This window comes from Ktedonospora formicarum, assembly GCF_016587355.1.
Lineage (GTDB): Bacteria > Chloroflexota > Ktedonobacteria > Ktedonobacterales > Ktedonobacteraceae > Ktedonobacter > Ktedonobacter formicarum.
The window spans coordinates 3,238,079-3,259,707 of sequence record NZ_BNJF01000001.1 but is presented as its reverse complement, the minus strand read 5'-3'; the positions used below and the strand labels follow the sequence as shown (position 1 = coordinate 3,259,707).

Here is a 21,629-nt window from a genome sequence, read left to right as displayed (position 1 = left end):
TATATGATAACACGAAAAAAAGCTCTGGATGTCAAATGATATACAGCGTACCAGAAATGCGATTGCGGATCGTTTGAATAACGATCCGCAATCGCGAAGGCACATCCAATCATAATTTACAGTTTGAAGCGCCCTTCGATATCTTTCTCCATTCTGATAAAACCTTCGTCAGAAACATGCAACACAACCACTGCCTTATCCACAGGATCGCCATGGGAATCAAAGGCAATCTGTCCGCTCACACCTTGAAAACCATTTGAACCACTAATCTGACTCAGCCCTGTCTTCAAGTCCTCTGGGGTCAGTTGTTTCTTACCCGTTTTTAAGACATTATCCGCGCCTCTCAACAAAGCGATCATCGCGTCATATGAGAGAATAACATCATTGGTCGGGCGTGTATAGCCATAGATGCCCCTGGCTTCTGGTTACCAGTATTGAAGGCCGCAGGATACGCGGAGAAGAAAGGAGGTTTTTCCTTCCCGTAACCCAACACATCCCACTCATCAGGGTAGGCCAGCGCCGTAAATCGCAGACGGCTAAATCCGGCACGTGAGCTGGACGTGTAGCCGTTTAACTCATAGAGGGCATCTCCACCAAGAATCTGAATATTACTCTGAGGTAGATTCAACAGCAGTGTATTAACATCTGATGAGTGGCCCGCAAAGTAAATGACCTGTGGGTTCTTCGCCAGGATTGCGGGTAGGGCCTTGGTAATTGAGGAAGCATCGCCTACGGTGTAACGTCCTTCCGCCACAATCGTATTACCCTCCGCCTTCCATTGGTTCTCAAAATCGGTACCCAGGCTTTGACTATACGATTCGGCAACATCAAGGAGCACTGCGACATTTTTAACCTTCAACGTCTGCTCGGCATATTTTACACCCGCGACTGCCTCCGCTTTATTAGTAGCGGCTACGCGAAAGAAGTAGGGCGAGATACCAGTTAGTTGATCGCTCGTTGCAGTCTGTGAAAGCATGGGAATATGTGCTTGCCCTAGTAGTTGCGCCGCATTAACCGCGCGTGAGCTATAAGGCCAACCCATAACGCCCACGAAGGTAGAATCGCTTTTGGCAATATTCTTAATGCGATCGATCACCTGATTGACGTATGTGGCTTTGCTCCCTGAATTGGCAATCAAGAGCATAATCTTGAGCCCGCCTGTCAGCTTCGATCCATCGTTATATTCCTTCTGCGCAACATAAGCACCTTGAAGGTTATCTCGCCCCACACCTACCGCTGAATCATCCCCCGAAAGCATTGTCGCAACAACCAGCGTGATATGTGGTGAGGAGACCACGCGCTGATTCTCCAGATAGATCAGAGTCTCAGCATCCGAGGAGTCCTGAGCATGTGCCTGGCTCCAGAGCGAGATCGCGCTTCCGACCTCCCCTTTACGCAAATTCTCGGATGCCTGTGTCTTCAACGAGCCATCCGAGCGGGAGGTATCAAAGCTATAACTGCCATCACTCACACCTATAGATTCATTACCAATCTTTGTAACACCAACACCATTGTCCTTTGAATTTGCCTGCTGTGATCCATTAGTGCTCTTCAACCCATTGAGATAAAAGAATGTTCCACCACCAATGAGAACTAGAATGAGCAGGAGCAGCAAGGCAATGATCCATCCATTACCTCGGCGTTGTTTCTGTGGAGGGGGTTGAACAGGCGGAAGAGGTGTCAATGGTGCATACCCTTGCACATAGCCCGACTGAATTGGTTGAATTGGTTGGATTGGCTGCAACGTCGCAGGCGTCATGTTTGGTGATCCATATTGTCCCACACGCATGGTTGGTGGCAAAGAATTTGAATTGTTGGCTTGAATTGGTTGAGAGAAGCCACCCGAATTGTTCGGAGGCATGCCCCCGCTGCGCATGGTGGGCGCATCCTGAGCACTCACGCCCGATAGTGATACCGGCCCACTCGTCCCACCCACAGGTGTTCCGGGGGCAGGGGTCGCCTGGAAGTGACCTGATATGTTCAGTCCATAATTGCCCAGGTTATCAGAGACACCAAAACGCTGTTGGAGAATATCGACAATTTCCTGGCGCATGGATGACGCACTCTGATAGCGTTGCGTGATATCATTTGTGAGCGCTCGCACTAATACACGCTCAATCTCGGGTGAAAGCGAAGGATTGATCGTACGCACCGGCATATAGCTAAATGGCGAATAGTGGCGTGGATCGCGATTCGTCAATAAATGATGCAGTGTCGCCGCCAACGCATACAAATCAGAGCGAGGATCGGCATTGCCCTGATACTGCTCGGGAGGCGCATACCCAGGCGTTCCCAGCGCGGAGGTCTGTTTCTTCTGGGCATGTAACGCAACCTCCGCACGCGCGATACCAAAGTCCACCAGATGAGCACGCTTATCCTTGCTGCCAACAATCATATTGGCAGGCTTGATATCACGATGGACAATCGGAGGCGTTTGCTGGCTCAGATAGTCGAGCACATCTAACGCCTCCAAAGCATAAATTAGCACATCTCGCTCTTTGAGCGCCTGATTGAGACGTGTAATTCGCGCCTCTAAAGTCTCACCTTCCACATATTCTTGTACCATAAAATAACGCGACCCCTCCTGAAAATGGTCGGTCACATTTGGTACCAGAGGGTGGTCGATATGTGCCAGGAGAGCAACCTCACGTTTAAAGTTGCGCACATCCTCCTGGAAGCGAGTGCTATCGGTTGAGTCTGAGATAAGTTCCTTTATAACAACAAGTTTATCATCCAGGCGGTTGTCGGTAGCGAGCACGGCTGCTCCCATCCCGCCTTCACCCAAAACCTCTTTCACTACGTACCGCCCCCCCTGCAAGCGCTCACCCGGAAGCAGCACATGCGCCTGACTAGAAAAGCCGCCGGAGGTTGGGAGTGTTGGCGCATCTGGAGCAGGTTGCGCATCTAGCCGTTGTCCACAAGAGCTACAAAATCGGACTCCTTCACGTACAGGGGCTTTACAATTAGGACACTCTGTCATGCCAGCCTGCCTTCTTTAATTCCTTTACTTGGGGACCTATAATTGCGTAATTACGGCTATTATAATGGTTCTTCGTGTACAAGTCGATAGCAAGGAACCCTCATCCAAGACCCCGAAGATGCTCTTTTTTACAGATTCTATCGACTTGCTGGAAGACTTATGAATCTGCATGCAAATGCATATCTATTACTAAATATACGTTGTCCATGCTAGAAAGTTAAGCAATAGTTTGTCCATTACATACTTCTAAATAGGCATTCACATCCTCTATAGAGAGAGACGTTTTTCAGGCCCCACTCTTCAAAACCATCTATAGCCCTTGAAAGCCTTTCATAGTTCGCCGAGGCTCATATAAATCTGTGGAAGATGTTTTTTAGAGTAGAGAGGATTCTACCAATTCACACATCACAACATAAAAGGACGCCTGCTGGCGTCCCTTTCCTGGTTGGTCTTGGTCTTTATTGTTGTTACGGCTCTGATGCCTGCTCCTTCGCGATGCTCTAGAGATGCTGGCAGCGTAAGGAGATAATGCCGGGAGCAAAGTGATTGGCCTTTTGTAGATACTCCTCCTCGTTGGCTTCGATCATCAACTTGTGCATAACAACCACATCACCATCGGGTAATGGCTCCGTTGGCTGTAAGCAGAGTTCCATGATTGCGCAACCCCGCTCATAGACTTTGACCAGTCCTCCTGAACCGGGAATGCGGTAAATGCGGCTCTCGTATTGTGGGCTCAGCACTTCGAGATAGCCACACTTAATAAGTTGCTGATATTGACTCTCCGTCAATATCTCTTGCAAAAGTGCCTTCGCTCTACTCTCGGCGGATAGATGCTCACTCACCGACTCTCGTATTCGCCCGACACGGCCATCGGGCGATTGCGACAGGTAGTAAATCGCAAGAAGGAGGAATAACAGCCATATGCCGAGAAACAAGCTGAGCGTTTCCAACATAAGCAGCTAGCCTCCTCAGCCTCCAACTACGCGCGGCACAAGCACAATTTGCTCTGCGGTATGATCAAACTTATCAATACGCTCTACAGGACCTGACTCGACAACCTTAAATGCGGTCGCTCCGCGTACTCGTGCCTCTTCAAAGATCTTTTCGGCTTCACGAATAGCGGCTAACGCCTCTGGATCATTCGCTTCTACTTTTTTCGGGTCCCACATGATTCGATCATCACCACGTCGGGACATGATCCTTAGCATACCCACAGTCGGTCTCCTTCTCCTGATTACAAGCCAGTACAGTACCGCGCACTTTCCTGATGTTAGCGCCACCAAGAAACACAATGGGATAACTTGAGAATAACACGCGAATTCCAGCGAGTCAAGGGTTCTTCCAACCAGATCTTCTTATCTTGCCTCACACATCTCAGCTGTAAAATGCCTCATTTCACGCGCTCAGGTTCACCCTTTACCCTCATTATAGAGCGCACTCCTACACATCTCCCTTTACTCAAGACTATGGGAAATTCATTTCTGCGCACGCAATCCACCCGCCTACACGATTAATACTGGTATGCGACCACGTAGTATGCAGCGTCCGTATTCGCACGCCTCTTGCTCTAGCGTGCCACCGTGTAACTCTAGAATCAGGCGTGCTATCGAGAGAGAGCGTGTGAGTTCCAGGCGAGTTTCCGCGCGCTTGCCTTCAGCCTCACTGTTAGCCTCAATACACAGACTGAGTATCCCAGCATGCTCGCGTTCCTCCCCACTTTCGCTCCTTTGCATGTGTTCTGCGATTACCGATAGCAGGATAACACCTCCTTTACGGGCACACTCTATAGCATAGAGCAAGAGATTCCGTATCACCTGTTGCATCCGTATAGGGTCAACATAGATAAGGGATAGATCTGGTGGCATACTGAGTTCTATCTGAACCGAAGCATCTTTCACCGTCAATTCCAACTCCTCCACGACGTTCTCCACCAATTCAGCAAGCCTTGAGACCTGCTTGTGGAGCCCTAGCTGTCCTGTGTTGGCTCGCCCTAGCAGTAACAGATCTTCCATGAGCGCATAGAGATATTCGCTTCCGGATCGCGCTCGCTGCATAAACTCTCGTTGTTGTCCATTGAGCTCCCCGCCAATGTCACTCAATGCCAGATCCAAATAACCGTTGATCGCGTTTAACGGCGAACGCAACTCATGAGAGAGCTTCGAGAGGAATCGTACCTGCCGCCCCTGCTCATCCACTGAGAGCACCATCTGAGCCAGGGCTGCCGCCACCGCTTCTCCCAGACGAGTCAACATTTCCACCTCAGCACCGGTAAAACGCTCATTCCGCCACAATGCGACTAAGCCTTGAAGCCGTCCTCGCGCGCTTAATGGCAGAGCACAACAAGCAGGCGCTTCATGTATCGACTTGCGCAATGCCGCTCCCACACCTTTAGCTGCTTCTACCAAAATTTCACGTTCAGAAAATAATGTTCTCGCTTTTTCGCGCGTTAATGCTTCTTGAATTATCTTTCCTTGCTCGCGCCACACTTTATGCGAAGGATATTCATCGCGTTTCTGATAGATATACAGTTCTATATCTTCACATGATACAGCACTCACGATTTCATTTAAAATCGTGTTATAGAGCTGATCGGGCCGCGTCTCGCTATTCATTGCTCGCACCAGGCGCATTACCCCTGCCAACACCTTGACCTCTTGGTCCCCAGTCATAAGGCATCCTCATCGCATATTCTGCCTTATATACGCAGAATGGCATCAATTATGGAACAGTACTGTTCTCATGAGTATATCATTATAGTTCAAGCTTGTAGAGTCGAGTCACCTGGGGCACCTCTCAGGCACTTCGTTTGAGATCACAAAGGGGTAGATGGTTTTCGCGAAAACCATCTACCCCCTTTGTGATCTCTAGCCGACTCATTACAAATTGAGATCTACCTATCGCTGTACCTGCATCGGTGGTGGAAACGTTTTCGTTTTGGCACTAGAAACTGGAGCAAGTGGTAGAGTAAAGCCAATACGCGCCCCTGCCCCAGATACGTTCTCGGCCCATACCCTTCCTCCATGCGCCTCTACAATGGCTTTGACAATAGAGAGCCCCAGTCCACTGCCGCCAACGCGCGATTGTCGTGAGCCATCCGCACGATAAAAGCGCTCAAAGATCTTTGGGAGCGCCTCTGGTGCAATACCTTTTCCACTATCTGTCACTGATATAAGCAATTCATTGTTAAGCACACGCGCCTCTAATACAATACTTCCACCTGCTGACGTATGCTGCAAGGCATTGTCGCACAGGTTGGAGACAACACGTGTAACCATGTCCGCATCGGCCCAGACCTGGGGTAGATCAAAGGCAATATCATTGCGCGGCTCCACACCCGCACGCTCAAACTCTGGGATGAGTACAGCTAATGTCTCGTCTACCAGCGCCGCCATTCTCAGTGCCCGCTGTTGGGGATGGAGCGCGCCAGCCTCAACCTTGGACATGACATGCAGATCCTTTACCAGACGACGCAGACGTAATGTCTCGCGCACAATTACGCGCCCGGTGGCTTCGTAGTCCTCGCGACTCTGATTCACACCATCTACCAGAGCCTCTCCCAGGCCCGCAATTGCGGTCAGCGGTGTCGCAAGGTCATGAGTAATATTCATGACTAGTTCGCGTCGCCATAGTTCCTGCTCACGCAAGACTTCGACATCGCGATGCAATTGCGCCGCCATCTCATTGAAAGTCTGCGCCAGTTCGCCTAGCTCACCCTGTGCAGGATCACGAACACGCACACTATAATTCCCCGAAACCATTTGGCGCGTTGCGACCGTCATTGCCCCCAACGGGCGAGTAATAGTACGCGCATAGATAACCGCCGCCAAGGCAGCCAGAAGCGCGATAACACCTAGACCAACAGCGATAACACCTCCTACATTCAGGATAAACTGCGGCAGAGTTTGATCAATGGTCGAACGTGAAGCAGCCAATAAGACGCCAACAACCTCACCTTCCTCACGCCCTTCAGCAAAGATAGGATTTAGAGCGAAGGTCCGTGGTAATAAACCGTTGCCTGGTGAATAAGCAATGGCCTTTCCCTGATGCGCCTGTGCCAGGGCCGTACGGAAGGTCGAGTAATAACGCCCCTGCTGTGATGGATCGAGCAAGCGTTGCAAAGCGGTATATAATGCACGTGACTGCCCATCACGCGGCCCTGTAGCGGTCGCTTTCGCTAGAAACAAGGGATAGACGATACGATTATTCTGGGACAAAATAACACTGACAACGGATTGATCCTGCACATTCTTCAAGGTATAGGCTGGAAGCACCTTTTGCGCTGAACTACGCAATGCCTCCACATCTTTCTGCCCTTGCAGAGTCTCCTGGCTATACTGCACCCCTACACGCTGGGCATTCAAACTCGCAGTATCGCTTAAACGAGCATTTTGCTCACTCTCATAGAAATAGAGTGCCGCCAGAATAGCTGTCGTTACCAAAAGAAGCATCGCCAGCATGGTAACAGTAACCGAGCCCACGGCTAATCGCCAGCGAATACTCTGCCACCAGCGCATGCGCTCTGGCTTTGTCCATTTCTGCGTCATCTTTCAGGCTCCCTTATCTCTATGGGTAGGTTTTCATTGCGTCCATCAACGGATGTGGCTCACCTCAAAGCGATAGCCAACGCGCCACACAGTCTTAATATAACGCTGGGCGTCCGTCTCAATTTTGCGCCGGAGTGCACTGATATGGACATCAATAGTGTGCCCATCGCCCATATAGTCGTAGCCCCAAACTTTGTTCATCAGGATCTCACGTGTAAACACACGATCTGGAGCCTGGGCCATGAGCGAGAGCAAATCAAATTCTGTTGGGGTGAGAGCAATCTCGCGCCCTTGTACTTCAACACGCCTCGCGGGCACATCAATCGTCAAGCCTGGAAAACGTAGCACCAGACGATGCTCTTCCTTTTCTTGTACTGGAGCGCTCGCTTCCTGCTTTGTCACGCGGCGTAGAATCGCCCGCACCCGGCTCACCAGTTCGCGGGGACTAAAGGGTTTCATCAAATAATCATCAGCGCCTAACTCTAAGCCATTAATCCGATCATCCTCATCACTTCGCGCCGTCAGTATCAAGATAGGGGTCTGTGACCACTCACGGATACGCCGACAGACCTCAAAACCATCTATAGCAGGCAACATAATATCCAGAATAATCAGATCAGGATGCTCGCGCGCGTGCAAGGCCAAGCCATCCGCACCATCACGCGCAACCACTGTCTCAAAATCAGCGTTACGCAAATAGAGATTTAGAAGATGTACAATCCCTTCCTCGTCCTCTATGATTAAGATTTTCTGCGCCATTACCTTCCTCTACTCAGGTCTTATAGAGACCCCCGGCACTCAACTATCCTGAGTGGTATGAAAAACCTGTGTCTAGGCAAATCTTAGCATAGCCTTGACCTAAAAGCAGGTTTTTTGCCCTCTCCGCGCTCAATCTTGAGCAAATCTTGAATTCTAGGAGAGGAAACATTCATATTTCCTGCATACAATAGAGCCATATCAATGATTAAGGCGCCTTTTCGCTGGCAAGGCAATGCCACCAGTTATATGTACAAGGAGAAATTCCACAATGAAAAGATTGCTTATAGTTGGCTCCGGCTGCATAGTGCTCGTTGCGGCTATCCTCTTCGGGGCATTCTTCTTTGGTCCACTCTCTGCACTCGCACATAATACATTTAACCAGACAGATACTAACAAAACCGATACCTATTGCCAGCAGTTTCAGCAGGATTTAGCCAAGCGCCTCAATGTCTCAACAGATCAACTTAACAAAGACCGTCAGGAGAGCATCAGTGATGTGCTTGACCAGATGGTTAAGGATGGTAAGATCACACAGGATCAGGCCGATAAAGCCAAACAAAATCTAAGCAAGCGCCAGTGGTGCGGCTGGAATGGGCAGCGCGTTGAAAACGCGAATGCGCTCCAGTATCTAAGGGATCATCGCACCGATCTGGTCAACGCGCTCACTAAAGACCTCAAATTGAGCAGCGATGACCTCACCAAACAGCTTAAAGATGGGAAAAAGCTAGTTGACATCGCCAAGGCTCAGGGAGTCTCCGCGAAGGATCTTGAGCAAGCAATCAAGAAGGATGTAGATACAGTCCTCAATCAGGGAGTCTCTGAAGGCAAACTCACCAAAGATGAGGTAACTCAGTTCGATAATGCGCTGAAGAAACGTGCAGATGTGATTCACAAACTCATCAACAGGGTCAAATAATAGTAAACTTTTACCAACAATACCAATATCAGTGCCGCCCTACCTCATCACGAATAAGGGGCGGCACTTTGCTTTTATGCAAATACTCCAACACAGCCTCATCCTATACTGAAATTTGGAGGCGTAGGGGAACGGCCCCGTCGCCCAAAGGATGCATTAATCACAGAGGAGGGCTATCTACTTATGAAACAAAAGGCACGAACTCAGAATCTCAAATATCAGCAGCCACATAGCGCGCGCCCGCATGAAGAACCTGCATCCTATCAGCCCCCTATGCAATCATCACCCCTGCCACGTGCGGATGTGGACCCCTACCGGGCAGATTACCATAACGAACGAACACAAATCATTCGCCCTAACAACCATCAGTACGCTCATCCCAGATCACGCGCTCAACGCAATGGACGCAAGCTTATTTATCTCAGCGCCGCCGCTATCATTATCGCGCTTGTACTTGTGGCGATTGGCGTATTGGCCGTGTTGCCCAGGCTGCACACAACATATTCGCGCATCAATAATGGTCGACCTCCCGCGATTCTCTCAGTTCCTGGCGTGAGTAATACCCACAACAACCAGAGCGCTCCCAACCTGCTCAATCGCGGAAATAATATTGTAAATTCACTACGCAACCATACGACGGATATTAAGACGCAGCTAGCTAAAGAACTAAAGCTCTCAGACGCCCAGTTGACACAAGATCTACAAAATGGTCAGACCATCGCACAAATCGCGAGCAACCAAGGGCTAAATAATAGCCAGCAGCAGCAACTCATCAGTAATGCGCTGCATAGCGCCCTGCAAACGGAGGTCACAAATGGGGGTATGACACAGGATCAACTCGATATGTTTATTGAGCGCGTACAGGAAAATCCTGTGATCCTTAATCACTTGCTTCTCTAAAGGGGGCGGGTCTCACTGGCCCGCTTCCCCTTTGATACTATGCCGCGCATCCTCGGCCTTGACATTATTCACGCGCGCATTCAGCGAGGATATTGTAAGCAACCAGTGTAGAAAACGCATTACTGGCACAATACCCACCAGCAGGACCAGCGAACAGATTAAGGTCCCCACAAACCATGCGGGATTGTCAGGTACGATAATCCCAAATAGGCGCGGCTGATAACTTCCTAATCGCTGATACCATGTATTGATCCCGATGCACCAGATAGCAATCTGCAAGCACCAGTACACCATCCGCGCCCGACCCGTACTCAGCCCTAATAACAAGATGCCAACACCACTATATGTCAGGACACCACCAAAGACAAATCCACGTATGTAGCCTGGCCACCATAACATATCTAGCAGCACCCATCCGAGACTAGCTGAAGGTAACATCGAACGCGCCAGAGAAACATTTAAGGCTCCATACACACCCAGCGCGATCCATCCCATCCCTAGCACCCAGATGCATGTGCTCACCCACATCCATCGCTTCAGCATAACCTAGCTCCTTAAATAAACTACCTCTCAAAAACTTGAGCGCAATAGCGCCAGCCACGATAGTAGCATAGTTATTGTTTAAGAGAATGAAAAATACTTGTAGTAAAGCGCATGTATACGCAAGCCTTTAACACTACCTATTATACATGTACTCTTCCCCAGCTACAATGAATCACCTATGTTGAAAGAACAGCCTCCCCACTCAGTACGCGGAAGTTTAGCTCTAGCACATAGGAAAGCTTGGGAAGCTCCAGCAAACTGCTGAGTAGCTCTTGTGTTTTGACTATAACTTCTGTATATTTATGATTATAAATATGATGATTTCTTATGAGGACATGTATGTTAAAAAAAGCTCGTCAATCTCCTCTACTATGTATTCTTCTTCCTCTTCTCTTGTTATCTCTTCTCATAATCGGCTGTGGCAGTAATGGACCTGAAACCACCAAAGTTCTATCATCCACAACAACGCCGCCACAGAAAGCCGTAGAGAACACAACCGAGATCAAGAATACACACCCCAAATCGGAGATCACACCTGTCACTTTGACAACACCCACCACAGGTTCCGAGCCTAACATCCAGATTATCTGGACGGACCCCACCACAATGTATACCATAGGGTTGGCAAATGTACGTAACGCTCCAAGCACTGACGGCACAATCTTGAAGAGCTTTACAGGCTCAACCGCTATCACAGTCTATGGAAGCGCACAAGGAGAGGTTGTCAACGGTCTCTCGACATGGTATCGCATCTCTGATCGTAACGACGCTCCGCAATATATCTTTGGAAACCTGCTGAGCACTACTAAGGCCGCGCCAACGCCCACGCCTCCACCTACTCAGAACAATCTACCGCTAGTTGGCGCGCCTGGTCCTGCTCCCGCAGCACCTCCCGCGCCAGTCGCGACAGGTAAATCCATATACGTCAATCTTTCAACGCAATATCTCTACGCCTACGAAAATGGAGCACTCGTACGCAGTTTCCCTATCGCTAGCGGTCGCCCGGAACTGTATACGCCTGCTGGGACCTTTAAGGTTCTCGATAAGGGTGCCAATTTGACGTTCTATTCTCCCTGGCCGGCGAGTTCTCCATACTACTATTCGCCAGAGCATGTAGATTACGCACTCCACCTGACCACCGGGGCATCTACATACATACTGCTGGATGGCGCGAATACAATGACTTTGGGCCAGGGTCACAGGACCCGCATCGCCTACCTGATGGAACCATCTCGGATGGCTCACATGGCTGTGTCAATACCAGGGTTTCTGACGGGCAATGGTATTACTCCTGGGCCCCGGTTGGGATGACCGTAGTTATGCAATACTAGTAGAACAGTACTATATCACTCGTTCCTTCATAAAACAAAGTGCGAGGGTAGGGGCAGCTGATAACTGCCCCTACCCTCGCACTTTATCTGTCAATATCTACCAGGCTTTCTTCTGGCGCTCGGCTTCACGCAATTCGACACGCCTGATCTTACCTGAGATCGTCTTTGGCAGTGTCTCGACAAATGCAACCTCCCGTGGATATTTGTAGGGAGCCGTCACGCGCTTGACATGCTCCTGCAACTCATGTGCTAGTGTATCCGATGCCTGATGGCCTGGCGCAAGGACGACAAAGGCTTTGACAACTTCACCGCGCATCTCATTGGGGCTAGCAACTACGGCAGATTCGGCTACCGCTGGATGCTCTTTCAACGCACTCTCAACCTCAAAGGGACCTACGCGATAACCCGCCGTAATGATCACATCGTCAGCCCTGCCGACAAACCAGAAGTAGCCATCATCGTCTTTATAAGCTCGGTCACCTGTGATATACCAATCTCCGCGCAGGCTAGCCTGTGTAGCCTCCGGGTTTTGCCAGTACTCGCGAAACATCCAGGTAGGTCGCTCTGGCTTGATACGAACAGCAATGTCCCCCTCTTTATTGGGTGGCAACTCATTGCCATCGTGATCAATCACACTAACATCAAAACCAGGCGAGGGCTTACCCATCGAACCCGGCTTGACTGGAAGAGGTGGGAAATTGCCACAGAGCAATACCGTCTCAGTCTGTCCATAGCCATCGCGTATGGTCAATCCTGTCTTTTCCTCCCAGATGCGAATTACCTCCGGATTCAGTGGCTCACCCGCGCCCACACAATGCCGTAGCGCCTTTGGGGGATGGGTCTGCAAATAAGCCAGTGGCTCTTCAAGCACCAGCATACGATAGGCCGTAGGAGCCGCGCAGAAGGTTGTAATTGGATAAGTATGGAGCAATTCAAGAATCTCAAGGGCATTGAACTTACCACGCGCATCCTGCACGAAGAGGGCCGCACCCATGCTCCAGGGGCCATAGAGTGAGGACCAGGCGGCCTTCGCCCATCCATTCTCCGTCAGATTCAAATGAAGGTCATTCTCATTCAGGTCCAGCCAGTATTTGCCTGTAATCGTATGCCCAATGGGGCAACTTGCCTGTGTATGTAGCACCATCTTGGGATTGCCAACGGTGCCAGAAGTAAAATAAACCAGGCAGGGATCGTCGCTACGCGTCTTTGGTCCTGTAAACTCGGGTGAAGCCTCAGTTACAAGACGCTCATAGTTGCACCACCCTTCTTCGGCCTGACGATTACCAACCAGGATCGCTTGCTTGATAGTGGGGCAGTGCGAACGGATCTGCTCAAACTTGGCAGCACCCTCGTCATCAGTAATGATAGTTTTCACACTCGCGATCTCTACGCGAAACTGGATATCCTTTGGTGTCAGGAGCGTAGTTGAGGGAATAAAGATCGCACCCAGTTTTGTGAGCCCCAGAACGCATTCCCACCACTCAGGGATACGTGGCAACATCACCAGAACAGTATCGCCCTTACCAATACCAAGTCCAGCAAAGGCATTCGCGGCTCTGCTGGAGCGCTCAGAAAAATGCGCGAAGGTAAGCCGCCTTTCCTCACCTCCCGGCCCCAACCATAACATAGCGAGCTTGTCGCGATCACGAGCCCACTTCCCAATTACGTCGGTCGTGAAGTTGAAATACTCTGGCACGTCTAGCTGGAAGTCGCGCCGCTCATCCTCATAATTCTGCATATTTGCAGCTCTTGCCTGCGCCATTGAAAGCCTGCTTTCTTCTAATATACTTGAGAGGACCGCATTAGCAATTTTGGAGCAAAGCATGCACAGATGAATGCCTTTACGCTCATAGCAATAAATATCATATCATTTTTCAAAGTTTTTAATTTTGCTCTTGAACTTGTTTTACATGGATTAAAAAATTTTTTTGATACCTTACTCTATTTTTGGTATAAAAATGAGCCTGTGAAGATAATCCAAATGGAAATATTAATTCTTATTTTTTAATCCGCTAATTTAGAGGCTGCTGAAGAAATAGGTCATCACTTCGGGAAATAGCAACCAATAGTTGAGCTTCTTAATACCTAAACCGACAGCTGATTCTGTCAGCTATCGGTTTATTTGTGCTTTGTTTGTGGAATTTTAGCATGATTTCTACGCTGGTTTACAGCTCATTAGCCCAGCTACCTTTTTTTAGAGTGTGTTGTTAGCTCCAAAAGAGGAAGGTTAGGTAGCAGCTTATATGTGTTGTGATTTTCCTGCTCGTTAACCGTGGTCCCATCAGTATTCACGTTGCTACCTTGAAGAAGAGCAGGTAAGAGTGTATACGTGTTGTGATTTTCCTGATAACCAATGGCGCTCCCCTTATTGTTTACCTTGCTTCCTTGGGCATTCAACTGGGCTCCAATCGTGTTTCCCTGATTGTTCACCTGATTGCCACTGTTGCTCGAATTATCCTGATTGAGCCCTGCATTATATCCATGGTTGCCACTGTTACCTTGATCATTCCCCCAATAAATGTCACTACTGTTGTTGCTATAGCCTCCCTGAGTAGACTGGTTATATTGATTATTGACCTGGGTACCCACGGAATAGCTCTGATTGTTCACCTGATTGCCACTATTGCTATCATTATCCTGATTGTTCCCCCAGTTGTTCCCCTGGTTGCCACTGTTGCCCTGATTGCTCCCTATATAAATGTCGCTACTATTGTTGCTCACGCCTCCCTGATTGTACTGATTATTGATCTGTGCGTCACCACAATTGAAAGAATACCTTGTTCTGGGATTACACCTGTAATCCTCATACCCTTTATCAGAAGACTTGGCAGCGAGCGATGGTGCCTCTTTGGAGTGGAAGCAGCTAACGCGTGCTTTGAAGAAGCAAGCGCAGGAGATATGTTACTCAGCCAGAGCAGCATCGCGATTATCGAGCTGAAAGCTGTAAGTATTACTTTCTTTTTGACTAAAGCGGTCATTATGCTCTCCACCATTCTACATACTTAAAAGAAGATAAAACTCACTACAGCTATTGTATAGGTGACAAAAACAGGTCTATTTCTATTGATTTCGGCTCCCAACCAAGCTGGCACAGTAAACCCATAGCATCCATTCTCAATATAATATATTTCTGATCTTTGAATGTACTCGAAGATAAGCCTGCTCGCTATTTGCAACTTCGCCAGATGTGGTTTATGATAGTTTCTAATATATCTCCAATACATACAACTTCAGGTCAGAGACTACCCAAGGCCCGAGGTGCTTCACAAGGAATCATGAGATATAGGCGCAGCCAGAGGTACTGAAGAATTATTCTAATGCTTCAGGGGAAGGGGTGTAGCGTGGGCAGGCGCATTTGATGAGCCTGTCCACGCTACACCCCTTCCCTTACAAAGCGCCTCTGGCACAGAGAAGTCATGGAGCATCCAATGGACTATACTTTAAAAAGTGAGAAAGATATTGCCGCGATGCGCAAGGCAGGGCTTGTAGTATGGAATGCGCACCAGGCTGCCGCCGAGTTCATCAAGCCTGGCGTATCAACAGCCGAGATTAATGCGGCCATTGAACAATGTATTCTGGATCAGCAGGCGTCGGCTCTCTTTAAAGGCGTACCTGGAAAAGTCCCTTTCCCTGCCTCTAGCTGTATATCCGTAAATGAGCAGATCGTACATGGTATCCCAGGCGAGCGCAGGCTCTGTGAAGGCGATATCGTAAGTGTTGACATCGGTGCGAAGCTTAATGACTGGTGCGGCGATGCCGCAAGAACATACGCAGTAGGGAATATAAGCACGCGCGCTCAGCAATTGCTTGAGGTAACAGAGGGAGCGCTACGCCTTGCTATTGAACAGATTCCAAAGTGCCGTATGTGGAGCCAGGTCGCACGCAAAATGCAAGAATATGTAGAGAAGGCTGGTTTTGTTGTCATTGAAGGACTGGTAGGCCATGGCATTGGAAAAAACATGTGGGAGCCACCCCAGGTCCCCAATTACTATACTCGCCAGTTCCAGATCAATCAGGATTTCATGCTACAACCCGGTCTCGTCATCGCAATAGAGCCAATGGTCAGCTACGAGCGCTCAGATTTCCGTCAGCTCTCCGACCATTGGACGCTAGTCACCAGTGATGGCGCACCCAGTGCACACTTTGAGCATACCATCGCACTCACACGGAAGGGCCCACAAATCCTGACCGCAGGCCCTAATGGAAAGACCTGGGGTGTTGACTAACTGGTCATCAGTTCCAACGCATTCACACCTGTCCATCGAGCAAGAGTAGATATTTCATATCATCTGGAGGTCAATCAATGTCACATGCAACCAAACGCCAGGCGTTCATGGAGAAAATGCAAGGTGGCGTCGCCATCTTCCGGAGCGCACCCGAATTCCTGCGCAGCGGCGGTCATAATATCGAGATCAGCTACCGGCAGGATAGTGACTTCTATTACCTGACCGGCTTTACTGAGCCAGAGACGATCTGTGTTCTTGCCCCTGAACATCCCGAACACCACTTCATTCTCTTTGTACGTCCACGTGACCCCCAGCAGGAGACCTGGACAGGCAGACGTGCAGGCGTTGAAGGGGCTATCGAGACCTATGGAGCAGACGCAGCCTATACGCTGGACCAGCTTGACGAGAAACTGCCTGATTATCTGAAAGGCTGTGAGACGCTCTACTATAATAGTGGCAAGGAGCATGCCTTCGACGAAGAGATGCTAACATTCATTAATCGCTTCCGCAGTGCGATGGGTAGAGGTCCACGCCAACTGGTCGACCCTGGCTCCATTCTTAATGAGCTACGCGCCATCAAAGATGCGGACGAGCTAGAAACTATGCGTAAAGCGGCTCAGATCAGCGGCAATGCCTATCGTGAGGTGCTGAAAGCGCTCAAGCCAGGCATGTATGAATATGAGATCCAGGCCGTGCTTGACTATGGCTATCTCAAGCATGGCAGCATGCGCCATGGCTACTCGCCCATCGTCGGCTCTGGTCCTAACGCGACCATTCTCCACTATGACCAGAATAACCGCCAGATGCGCGATGGCGAACTGCTCCTCATCGACTCAGGCGCGGACTACCAGTACTATAGCGCGGATATCACCCGCACCTATCCCATCAATGGGCGCTTCACGCCTGAACAGCGAGCCTTATACGAGATTGTACTTGAGGCGGAGGAGGCATGTATCGCAGCCACTGCTCCGGGCAGGGACCTGGCGGACATTCATAATACGGCTGTGGAAGTCCTTACATCGGGACTGGTAGCGCTTGGCATTCTCCAAGGAGACGTGCATAAGAATATCGAGGAGAAGAGCTACCGCCAATTCTATATGCATGGTACCTGCCACTGGCTCGGTCTGGATGTGCATGATCGTGGCCCCTATCGTGTCACTCCCAAGGGTCGGAGCGCGACGCTGGTACCCGGTATGGTCTTTACGATTGAACCAGGCCTGTATATCCCAGAGAACGCGGAAAATGTGGACCCACGCTATCGTGGTATAGGCATCCGTATTGAGGATAATGTAATCGTCACAGAGGAGGGCTGCGAGATCACTACAGGCAACGCCCCCAAAACGATTGAGGAAATTGAAGCCATCATGGCGAATAGCTAAGACACGTACTCAAATAAAAAGAGATGCGCTAGCTCTATGAGCCGCGCATCTCTTTTTTGAGCTCACGCACAAAGCCAACCATACCCTGAGCCCAGGTCATTCTCTGTTTACGCGCAAGATGATGTTCGCGAATCGTTTCCAGAATACGCAGATCACGTATCTCTTCCAGAAGTTGAATATCATACATAGCGCGCTTCTGGTAATTGCTTAAGACGCCATAAGCCTCGTTCAGCAGCTTGATGCGAGCGTCTGGAGCTCCATGATGCAGGTCTGGGTGATACTGGCGGACCTGCTTACGATACATCTTCTTAATATGCTCCGGCGTCGCGTTCTGCGGAACGCCCAGGATGGTATAGTAGTTTTTTATTGGCATGTATGCTGTGCCTCAATGCAACAAGTGAAAGCTAACAGAGCCTTTTAACGTACTCTATATCCGAAAATCTGAGCGCGGCAGTGCTAGCCGCCGTTCAGGCGACATTGGTTTTCGTATAAGACCGTAGTAGTATCGTAGCATAGACCACAGCAAATTACCAGATATGCTCGCAGGCTTAGTGGCCGGTACTGCCAAAGCCTCCTCTCGTTTGGCCCATTTCGTCAACCTCATTCCAGGCTACTTGAGCAATGGGAACAAAGATGCCTTGCGCAATCCGCTCGCCGCGTTCCACTGTAACAGGCTCATCGCGGAAGTTATATACTGAGATCAGAATTTCATCGCCCTCGCCGCTGTAATCCTGATCAATAATCCCGACTCCATTCGGCATGAGCAACCCCTTGCGTTTCGCGGTGCTGCTCCGCATAGTTAGCATTAGCATGTATCCCGGCGGCGTCTGTACAATGACATTTCCGGGCACGCGTCCCAATTCTCGCGGCTCTATGGTGACCGTCTCGCGGCACACCAGATCAAAGCCAACCGATCCTCCCGTCGCATGGCCTGGCAGCGGAAGCGTTGTATCTATACGCTTGATAGCGACTGTTATTGGTGTATTAGTAGTGATATTCATGAGGCCTATTCTAGAGAATTCGGAGTGTTGGCGTCAACAAAATGCTCTCTATACTCAAGATTTTCCTATTCCCCACAGCGCGCAGGTGTGAAATCGCAATATCTTGCCTGTGAGCAATACTGAAACACAAGCATAATAGATATGTGGTATATTCAACATAAAGCGTAACAAATTTACACGCCTCTCATCCCGCGCATAGGCAACATCGATAACATCACTGTATCAAGAGAGGTCACCTATACGTTCTAGTTGACAGCCTGGCTCATATGTTGGGCATACTAAGATGACACAATCTCAAGTGCCAGATATCGGCGACAGCAGAAGGGATTCAGAACCTTGCAAGAGTTGCTCCCAACACTCCTACTCTGGCTTCAGCAGTTCGGCTATCCTGCTTTGTGGCTTGTAGTCTTCGTCGCCGCCATCGGCTTACCGCTTCCAATTAGCCTCATTGTGATAGTGGCTGGCACACTCGCGGCACTTGAGCGCTTTAATCTCTTCAGCTTGACACTTGTCATTGTTAGCGCCTCAGTATGTGGCGATAGCGTAGGATACTGGCTCGGGCGTTGCTGCGGACTCTCACTTTCTCGATGGATCCAAAAGCACCCACATAATCGTTTTCTCTCCCAGCGGACCTTGAAACGCTCTCATAACTACTTCCGACGGCATGGTGACTGGGCAATCTTTCTCTCGCGCTTCCTTGCCTCAGGCTTTGGCGGCCCGGTGAATTTGCTCGCGGGGCTGGAATTCTATCCCTTTCCGCGCTTTCTCTTGCTTGATATTGTTGGTGAAACCATTGGAGCATTACTTCCCCTTATGCTAGGCTTCTTTCTTGGTGCAAACTGGCAGTATGGGGCTCAACTTCTTACCACCTCTTCACTCATCATTATTGGAGGCATAATTTCACTATTTGCGCTTTCTCTTGGACGCAAATTATTGCAGCGTTATGCTCTCTTACCCGAAAAATCCGGGCGTGAGAGCAATGTTAGCTCTCACCTAAAACCTAAGAATAGGAGAGTGTCCGGACTCATTCTGGCACTTTCCAGGGGTGTCAAACGTATACATAAAAAAGACAAATTTTATACGAGTTTGTACAGTTTTGCCAGCCTTTGGCGAAAAAATGAGTCATAAGGACTAGAATGAAAGGGGGCCATAGGTTATAATTGGTTTAGGAATAATTTCCGACCTGGCTTTGTTGCTATCTAGTAGATAGGGTACACATCATTGAATTCCTCCCACTCGGCGTACGACGGACTCCTTGGTCCGATGAAGGCTCGCTTTCCTGAGTGTAGGACCAAACCGATGAAATATATCTTGCTGCTTAGGATATACCATTTTTTCATGGAGGGCGCACAATGATAGACGTAAAGCGTGCCATGACGGGAAATACGCTTGGTAATACATCTCGCAAAAAATCAGATTCGGAGAAGCAATCCTACGATACCATCGTTGAACAATTGCTTACCAAGAATCTTCCACATACACCAGTGGAAGCGGGGAGAGAAGAGACAAACGAAGACGCAGAATTGAGCGAGGATCATCTGGATTTAGACCACGATCTTTCAGACACTGCGCCTCTCGATTTAGATGACGATTCAGCACTTGTTGAAGATCTTCATGATGAAGAAGGGGTGGATGAAGAGCACCTGGATTCTCATGCCGCAGATATTGACGAGACTCTTCTCACACTTCCCACAATCACGTCAACTACCGCTCAGCCTGCTACGCGCCGTCCCGCAAATCGCCGCCGTCGCTCTGAAGATCAGGAAGAGAATGTCGTTAATGGGGCCGATGCAGGCGAATCTGATGCGGTTATGACATATCTGCGAGAAATTGGACGCGTCCCCATGATTACGCATGAGCGTGAGGTGGAATTGGCTCAGCATATCGAGGCGGGAGATCGTGACGCGATGAAGCAATTCATTCTCGCGAACCTACGCCTGGTCGTCAGCATCGCGAAACGCTATGTCGGACGCGGACTGACCCTGCTGGATCTTATTCAAGAAGGCAATATTGGTCTCATCCGCGCTGTACAGCGCTATGATTGGCGTCGTGGGCACCGCTTCTCTACACACGCGACATGGTGGATTCGCCAGGCCATCAGCCGCGCCGTCGCAGACAAAGGGCGCACCATTCGCCTGCCAGTCTATGTGAATACAGCCCTCAACCGTATTCGCCGTGAACGTCAGCGCCTTCTACAAGAGCTTGGACGCGAACCCAGTGAACAAGAATTGGCCGAGGCTACTGGGCTTGATCCCGTGCGCATGATTGAGCTACAGGCCGCTCCTGGCGCTCCTGTCTCGCTGGAACTTCCTGTGGGTGAAGATGATGATCAGGAATTAGGTGATGTGCTTCCCGACACCGATTCGGCATCACCAGAAGAACTGGCGACAACCCAGACACTCAAAGATGAGGTACAGCGCGTACTTGCGTCAGTGTTAACCCCGCGCGAGCAGCTCGTACTTCAGTTGCGCTTCGGGCTGGGAAACGGTCAGGCCCATCCTCTAGAACAGGTTGGCCGCGAACTCGGTATTACGCGCGAACGCGTCCGCCAGATCGAAGCGGGTGCGCTTGCAAAATTACGCCAACCACCCGTCTTAGAGCGTTTACGAGGCTAGTCAGTCATTCAACATGAATTTCTATGCTGCATGAGCAGGCATATTACACAACATAGTGTGTTAGTAAGCCCCCACAGGAGGGGAGGGTCACCTGATCCTGGCCTCTCCTCCTGTGGGGGCTTACTAGTATTTATAGCTCTACACCTAACCGAGCCAAACGCCTTGCGAGCGACAGTCTCCCAACCAGTCACTCTTACGCGGGAATTTCCTGCTTCCTGATACCTATTTCTGAGCCCAAACATCTGGCAAGTAGTAGCTACTTATACTTTCAGTTGGGGCAAGGCAGAATCTAGCCATATCTAGCAATATACAGATGCAAGAATGTTGCTTATAATAAAGGCAATCCCTGGTGGTTGTCCTCCATACATTCCTTCTACCAAACCAAGCTTCATTGTTCTTTTCCAGAGGCAGCCCACACCAGGGATTTTTTCTCGC

General features: G+C 49.6%; 19 protein-coding genes and 1 pseudogene. 9 read left to right on the top strand and 11 right to left on the bottom strand.

Going from position 1 to position 21,629, the window contains the following annotated elements; genetic code table 11:
- Window positions 1–116: 116 nt before the first annotated feature.
- The 7 genes from K3T82_RS14045 to K3T82_RS14015 form a co-directional block, all read right to left on the bottom strand.
- Entirely contained in the window at window positions 117–347 is a 231-nt protein-coding gene (locus tag K3T82_RS14045; RefSeq protein WP_220194070.1) for a hypothetical protein, read from the bottom strand.
- 8 nt (window positions 348–355) lie between these two features.
- Entirely contained in the window at window positions 356–2,980 is a 2,625-nt protein-coding gene (locus K3T82_RS14040) for a protein kinase domain-containing protein (protein WP_220194069.1), read from the bottom strand.
- Window positions 2,981–3,480: 500 nt separating this feature from the next.
- Window positions 3,481–3,933 (bottom strand): hypothetical protein, encoded by a 453-nt coding sequence (locus K3T82_RS14035; protein ID WP_220194068.1) that lies wholly within the window; start codon window positions 3,931–3,933, stop codon window positions 3,481–3,483.
- Window positions 3,934–3,948: 15 nt separating this feature from the next.
- On the bottom strand, window positions 3,949–4,188 hold the full coding sequence (locus K3T82_RS14030) for a hypothetical protein (RefSeq protein ID WP_236031144.1): 240 nt from the start codon (window positions 4,186–4,188) through the stop codon (window positions 3,949–3,951).
- 294 nt (window positions 4,189–4,482) lie between these two features.
- Complete coding sequence (locus tag K3T82_RS14025; RefSeq protein WP_220194066.1) at window positions 4,483–5,649, bottom strand: sensor histidine kinase; 1,167 nt, start codon at window positions 5,647–5,649, stop codon at window positions 4,483–4,485.
- 225 nt (window positions 5,650–5,874) lie between these two features.
- Entirely contained in the window at window positions 5,875–7,524 is a 1,650-nt protein-coding gene (locus K3T82_RS14020; RefSeq protein ID WP_220194065.1) for a sensor histidine kinase, read from the bottom strand.
- Window positions 7,525–7,569: 45 nt separating this feature from the next.
- Window positions 7,570–8,283, bottom strand: a complete 714-nt coding sequence (locus K3T82_RS14015) for a response regulator transcription factor (RefSeq protein ID WP_220194064.1) — start codon at window positions 8,281–8,283, stop codon at window positions 7,570–7,572.
- Between the two features lie 268 nt (window positions 8,284–8,551).
- On the opposite strand from K3T82_RS14015, the gene K3T82_RS14010 reads away from it, so the two are divergent.
- Both K3T82_RS14010 and K3T82_RS14005 read left to right on the top strand, forming a co-directional pair.
- Entirely contained in the window at window positions 8,552–9,199 is a 648-nt protein-coding gene (locus K3T82_RS14010; protein WP_220194063.1) for a hypothetical protein, read from the top strand.
- Window positions 9,200–9,382: 183 nt separating this feature from the next.
- Window positions 9,383–10,099 (top strand): hypothetical protein, encoded by a 717-nt coding sequence (locus K3T82_RS14005; RefSeq protein WP_220194062.1) that lies wholly within the window; start codon window positions 9,383–9,385, stop codon window positions 10,097–10,099.
- Between the two features lie 12 nt (window positions 10,100–10,111).
- Here the strand turns inward: K3T82_RS14005 and K3T82_RS14000 are convergent, their stop codons facing one another.
- Window positions 10,112–10,642 (bottom strand): hypothetical protein, encoded by a 531-nt coding sequence (locus K3T82_RS14000; protein WP_220194061.1) that lies wholly within the window; start codon window positions 10,640–10,642, stop codon window positions 10,112–10,114.
- Window positions 10,643–10,969: 327 nt separating this feature from the next.
- On the opposite strand from K3T82_RS14000, the pseudogene K3T82_RS13995 reads away from it, so the two are divergent.
- Both K3T82_RS13995 and K3T82_RS49905 read left to right on the top strand, forming a co-directional pair.
- Window positions 10,970–11,743: pseudogene (locus K3T82_RS13995) on the top strand (L,D-transpeptidase family protein); the annotation flags it as partial.
- Window positions 11,716–11,973, top strand: coding sequence for a L,D-transpeptidase (locus K3T82_RS49905; RefSeq protein WP_420799305.1), 258 nt, complete (start codon window positions 11,716–11,718; stop codon window positions 11,971–11,973). The pseudogene K3T82_RS13995 and the gene K3T82_RS49905, both read left to right, overlap by 28 nt.
- A gap of 97 nt (window positions 11,974–12,070) precedes the next feature.
- Here K3T82_RS49905 and K3T82_RS13990 read toward each other — a convergent pair whose 3' ends face one another.
- Window positions 12,071–13,711, bottom strand: a complete 1,641-nt coding sequence (locus tag K3T82_RS13990) for an acetate--CoA ligase (protein ID WP_236031142.1) — start codon at window positions 13,709–13,711, stop codon at window positions 12,071–12,073.
- A gap of 596 nt (window positions 13,712–14,307) precedes the next feature.
- On the opposite strand from K3T82_RS13990, the gene K3T82_RS13985 reads away from it, so the two are divergent.
- The 3 genes from K3T82_RS13985 (at window position 14,308) to K3T82_RS13975 (ending at window position 17,578) form a co-directional block, all read left to right on the top strand.
- Window positions 14,308–14,979 carry a hypothetical protein gene (locus tag K3T82_RS13985; protein WP_220194058.1) on the top strand — a complete coding sequence of 224 codons (672 nt, stop codon included), beginning with the start codon at window positions 14,308–14,310 and terminating at the stop codon, window positions 14,977–14,979.
- Window positions 14,980–15,401: 422 nt separating this feature from the next.
- Complete coding sequence (map, locus tag K3T82_RS13980; RefSeq protein WP_220194057.1) at window positions 15,402–16,199, top strand: type I methionyl aminopeptidase; 798 nt, start codon at window positions 15,402–15,404, stop codon at window positions 16,197–16,199.
- A 77-nt stretch (window positions 16,200–16,276) separates the two neighbouring features.
- The gene (locus K3T82_RS13975) at window positions 16,277–17,578 is read left to right on the top strand and encodes an aminopeptidase P N-terminal domain-containing protein (protein WP_220194056.1); all 1,302 of its coding nucleotides are present in this window, start codon (window positions 16,277–16,279) and stop codon (window positions 17,576–17,578) included.
- A gap of 34 nt (window positions 17,579–17,612) precedes the next feature.
- On the opposite strand, the gene K3T82_RS13970 is transcribed toward K3T82_RS13975, so the two are convergent.
- Window positions 17,613–17,951, bottom strand: a complete 339-nt coding sequence (locus K3T82_RS13970) for a J domain-containing protein (protein WP_220194055.1) — start codon at window positions 17,949–17,951, stop codon at window positions 17,613–17,615.
- A 175-nt stretch (window positions 17,952–18,126) separates the two neighbouring features.
- A complete protein-coding gene (gene dut, locus K3T82_RS13965; protein ID WP_220194054.1) occupies window positions 18,127–18,579 on the bottom strand; it encodes a dUTP diphosphatase in 453 nt (150 codons plus the stop codon).
- A gap of 336 nt (window positions 18,580–18,915) precedes the next feature.
- On the opposite strand from dut, the gene K3T82_RS13960 reads away from it, so the two are divergent.
- Window positions 18,916–19,707, top strand: a complete 792-nt coding sequence (locus K3T82_RS13960; protein WP_220194053.1) for a DedA family protein — start codon at window positions 18,916–18,918, stop codon at window positions 19,705–19,707.
- A gap of 224 nt (window positions 19,708–19,931) precedes the next feature.
- Window positions 19,932–21,194: a sigma-70 family RNA polymerase sigma factor gene (locus K3T82_RS13955; RefSeq protein WP_220194052.1), complete on the top strand. Its 1,263-nt coding sequence runs from the start codon at window positions 19,932–19,934 to the stop codon at window positions 21,192–21,194.
- Window positions 21,195–21,629 lie beyond the last annotated feature (435 nt).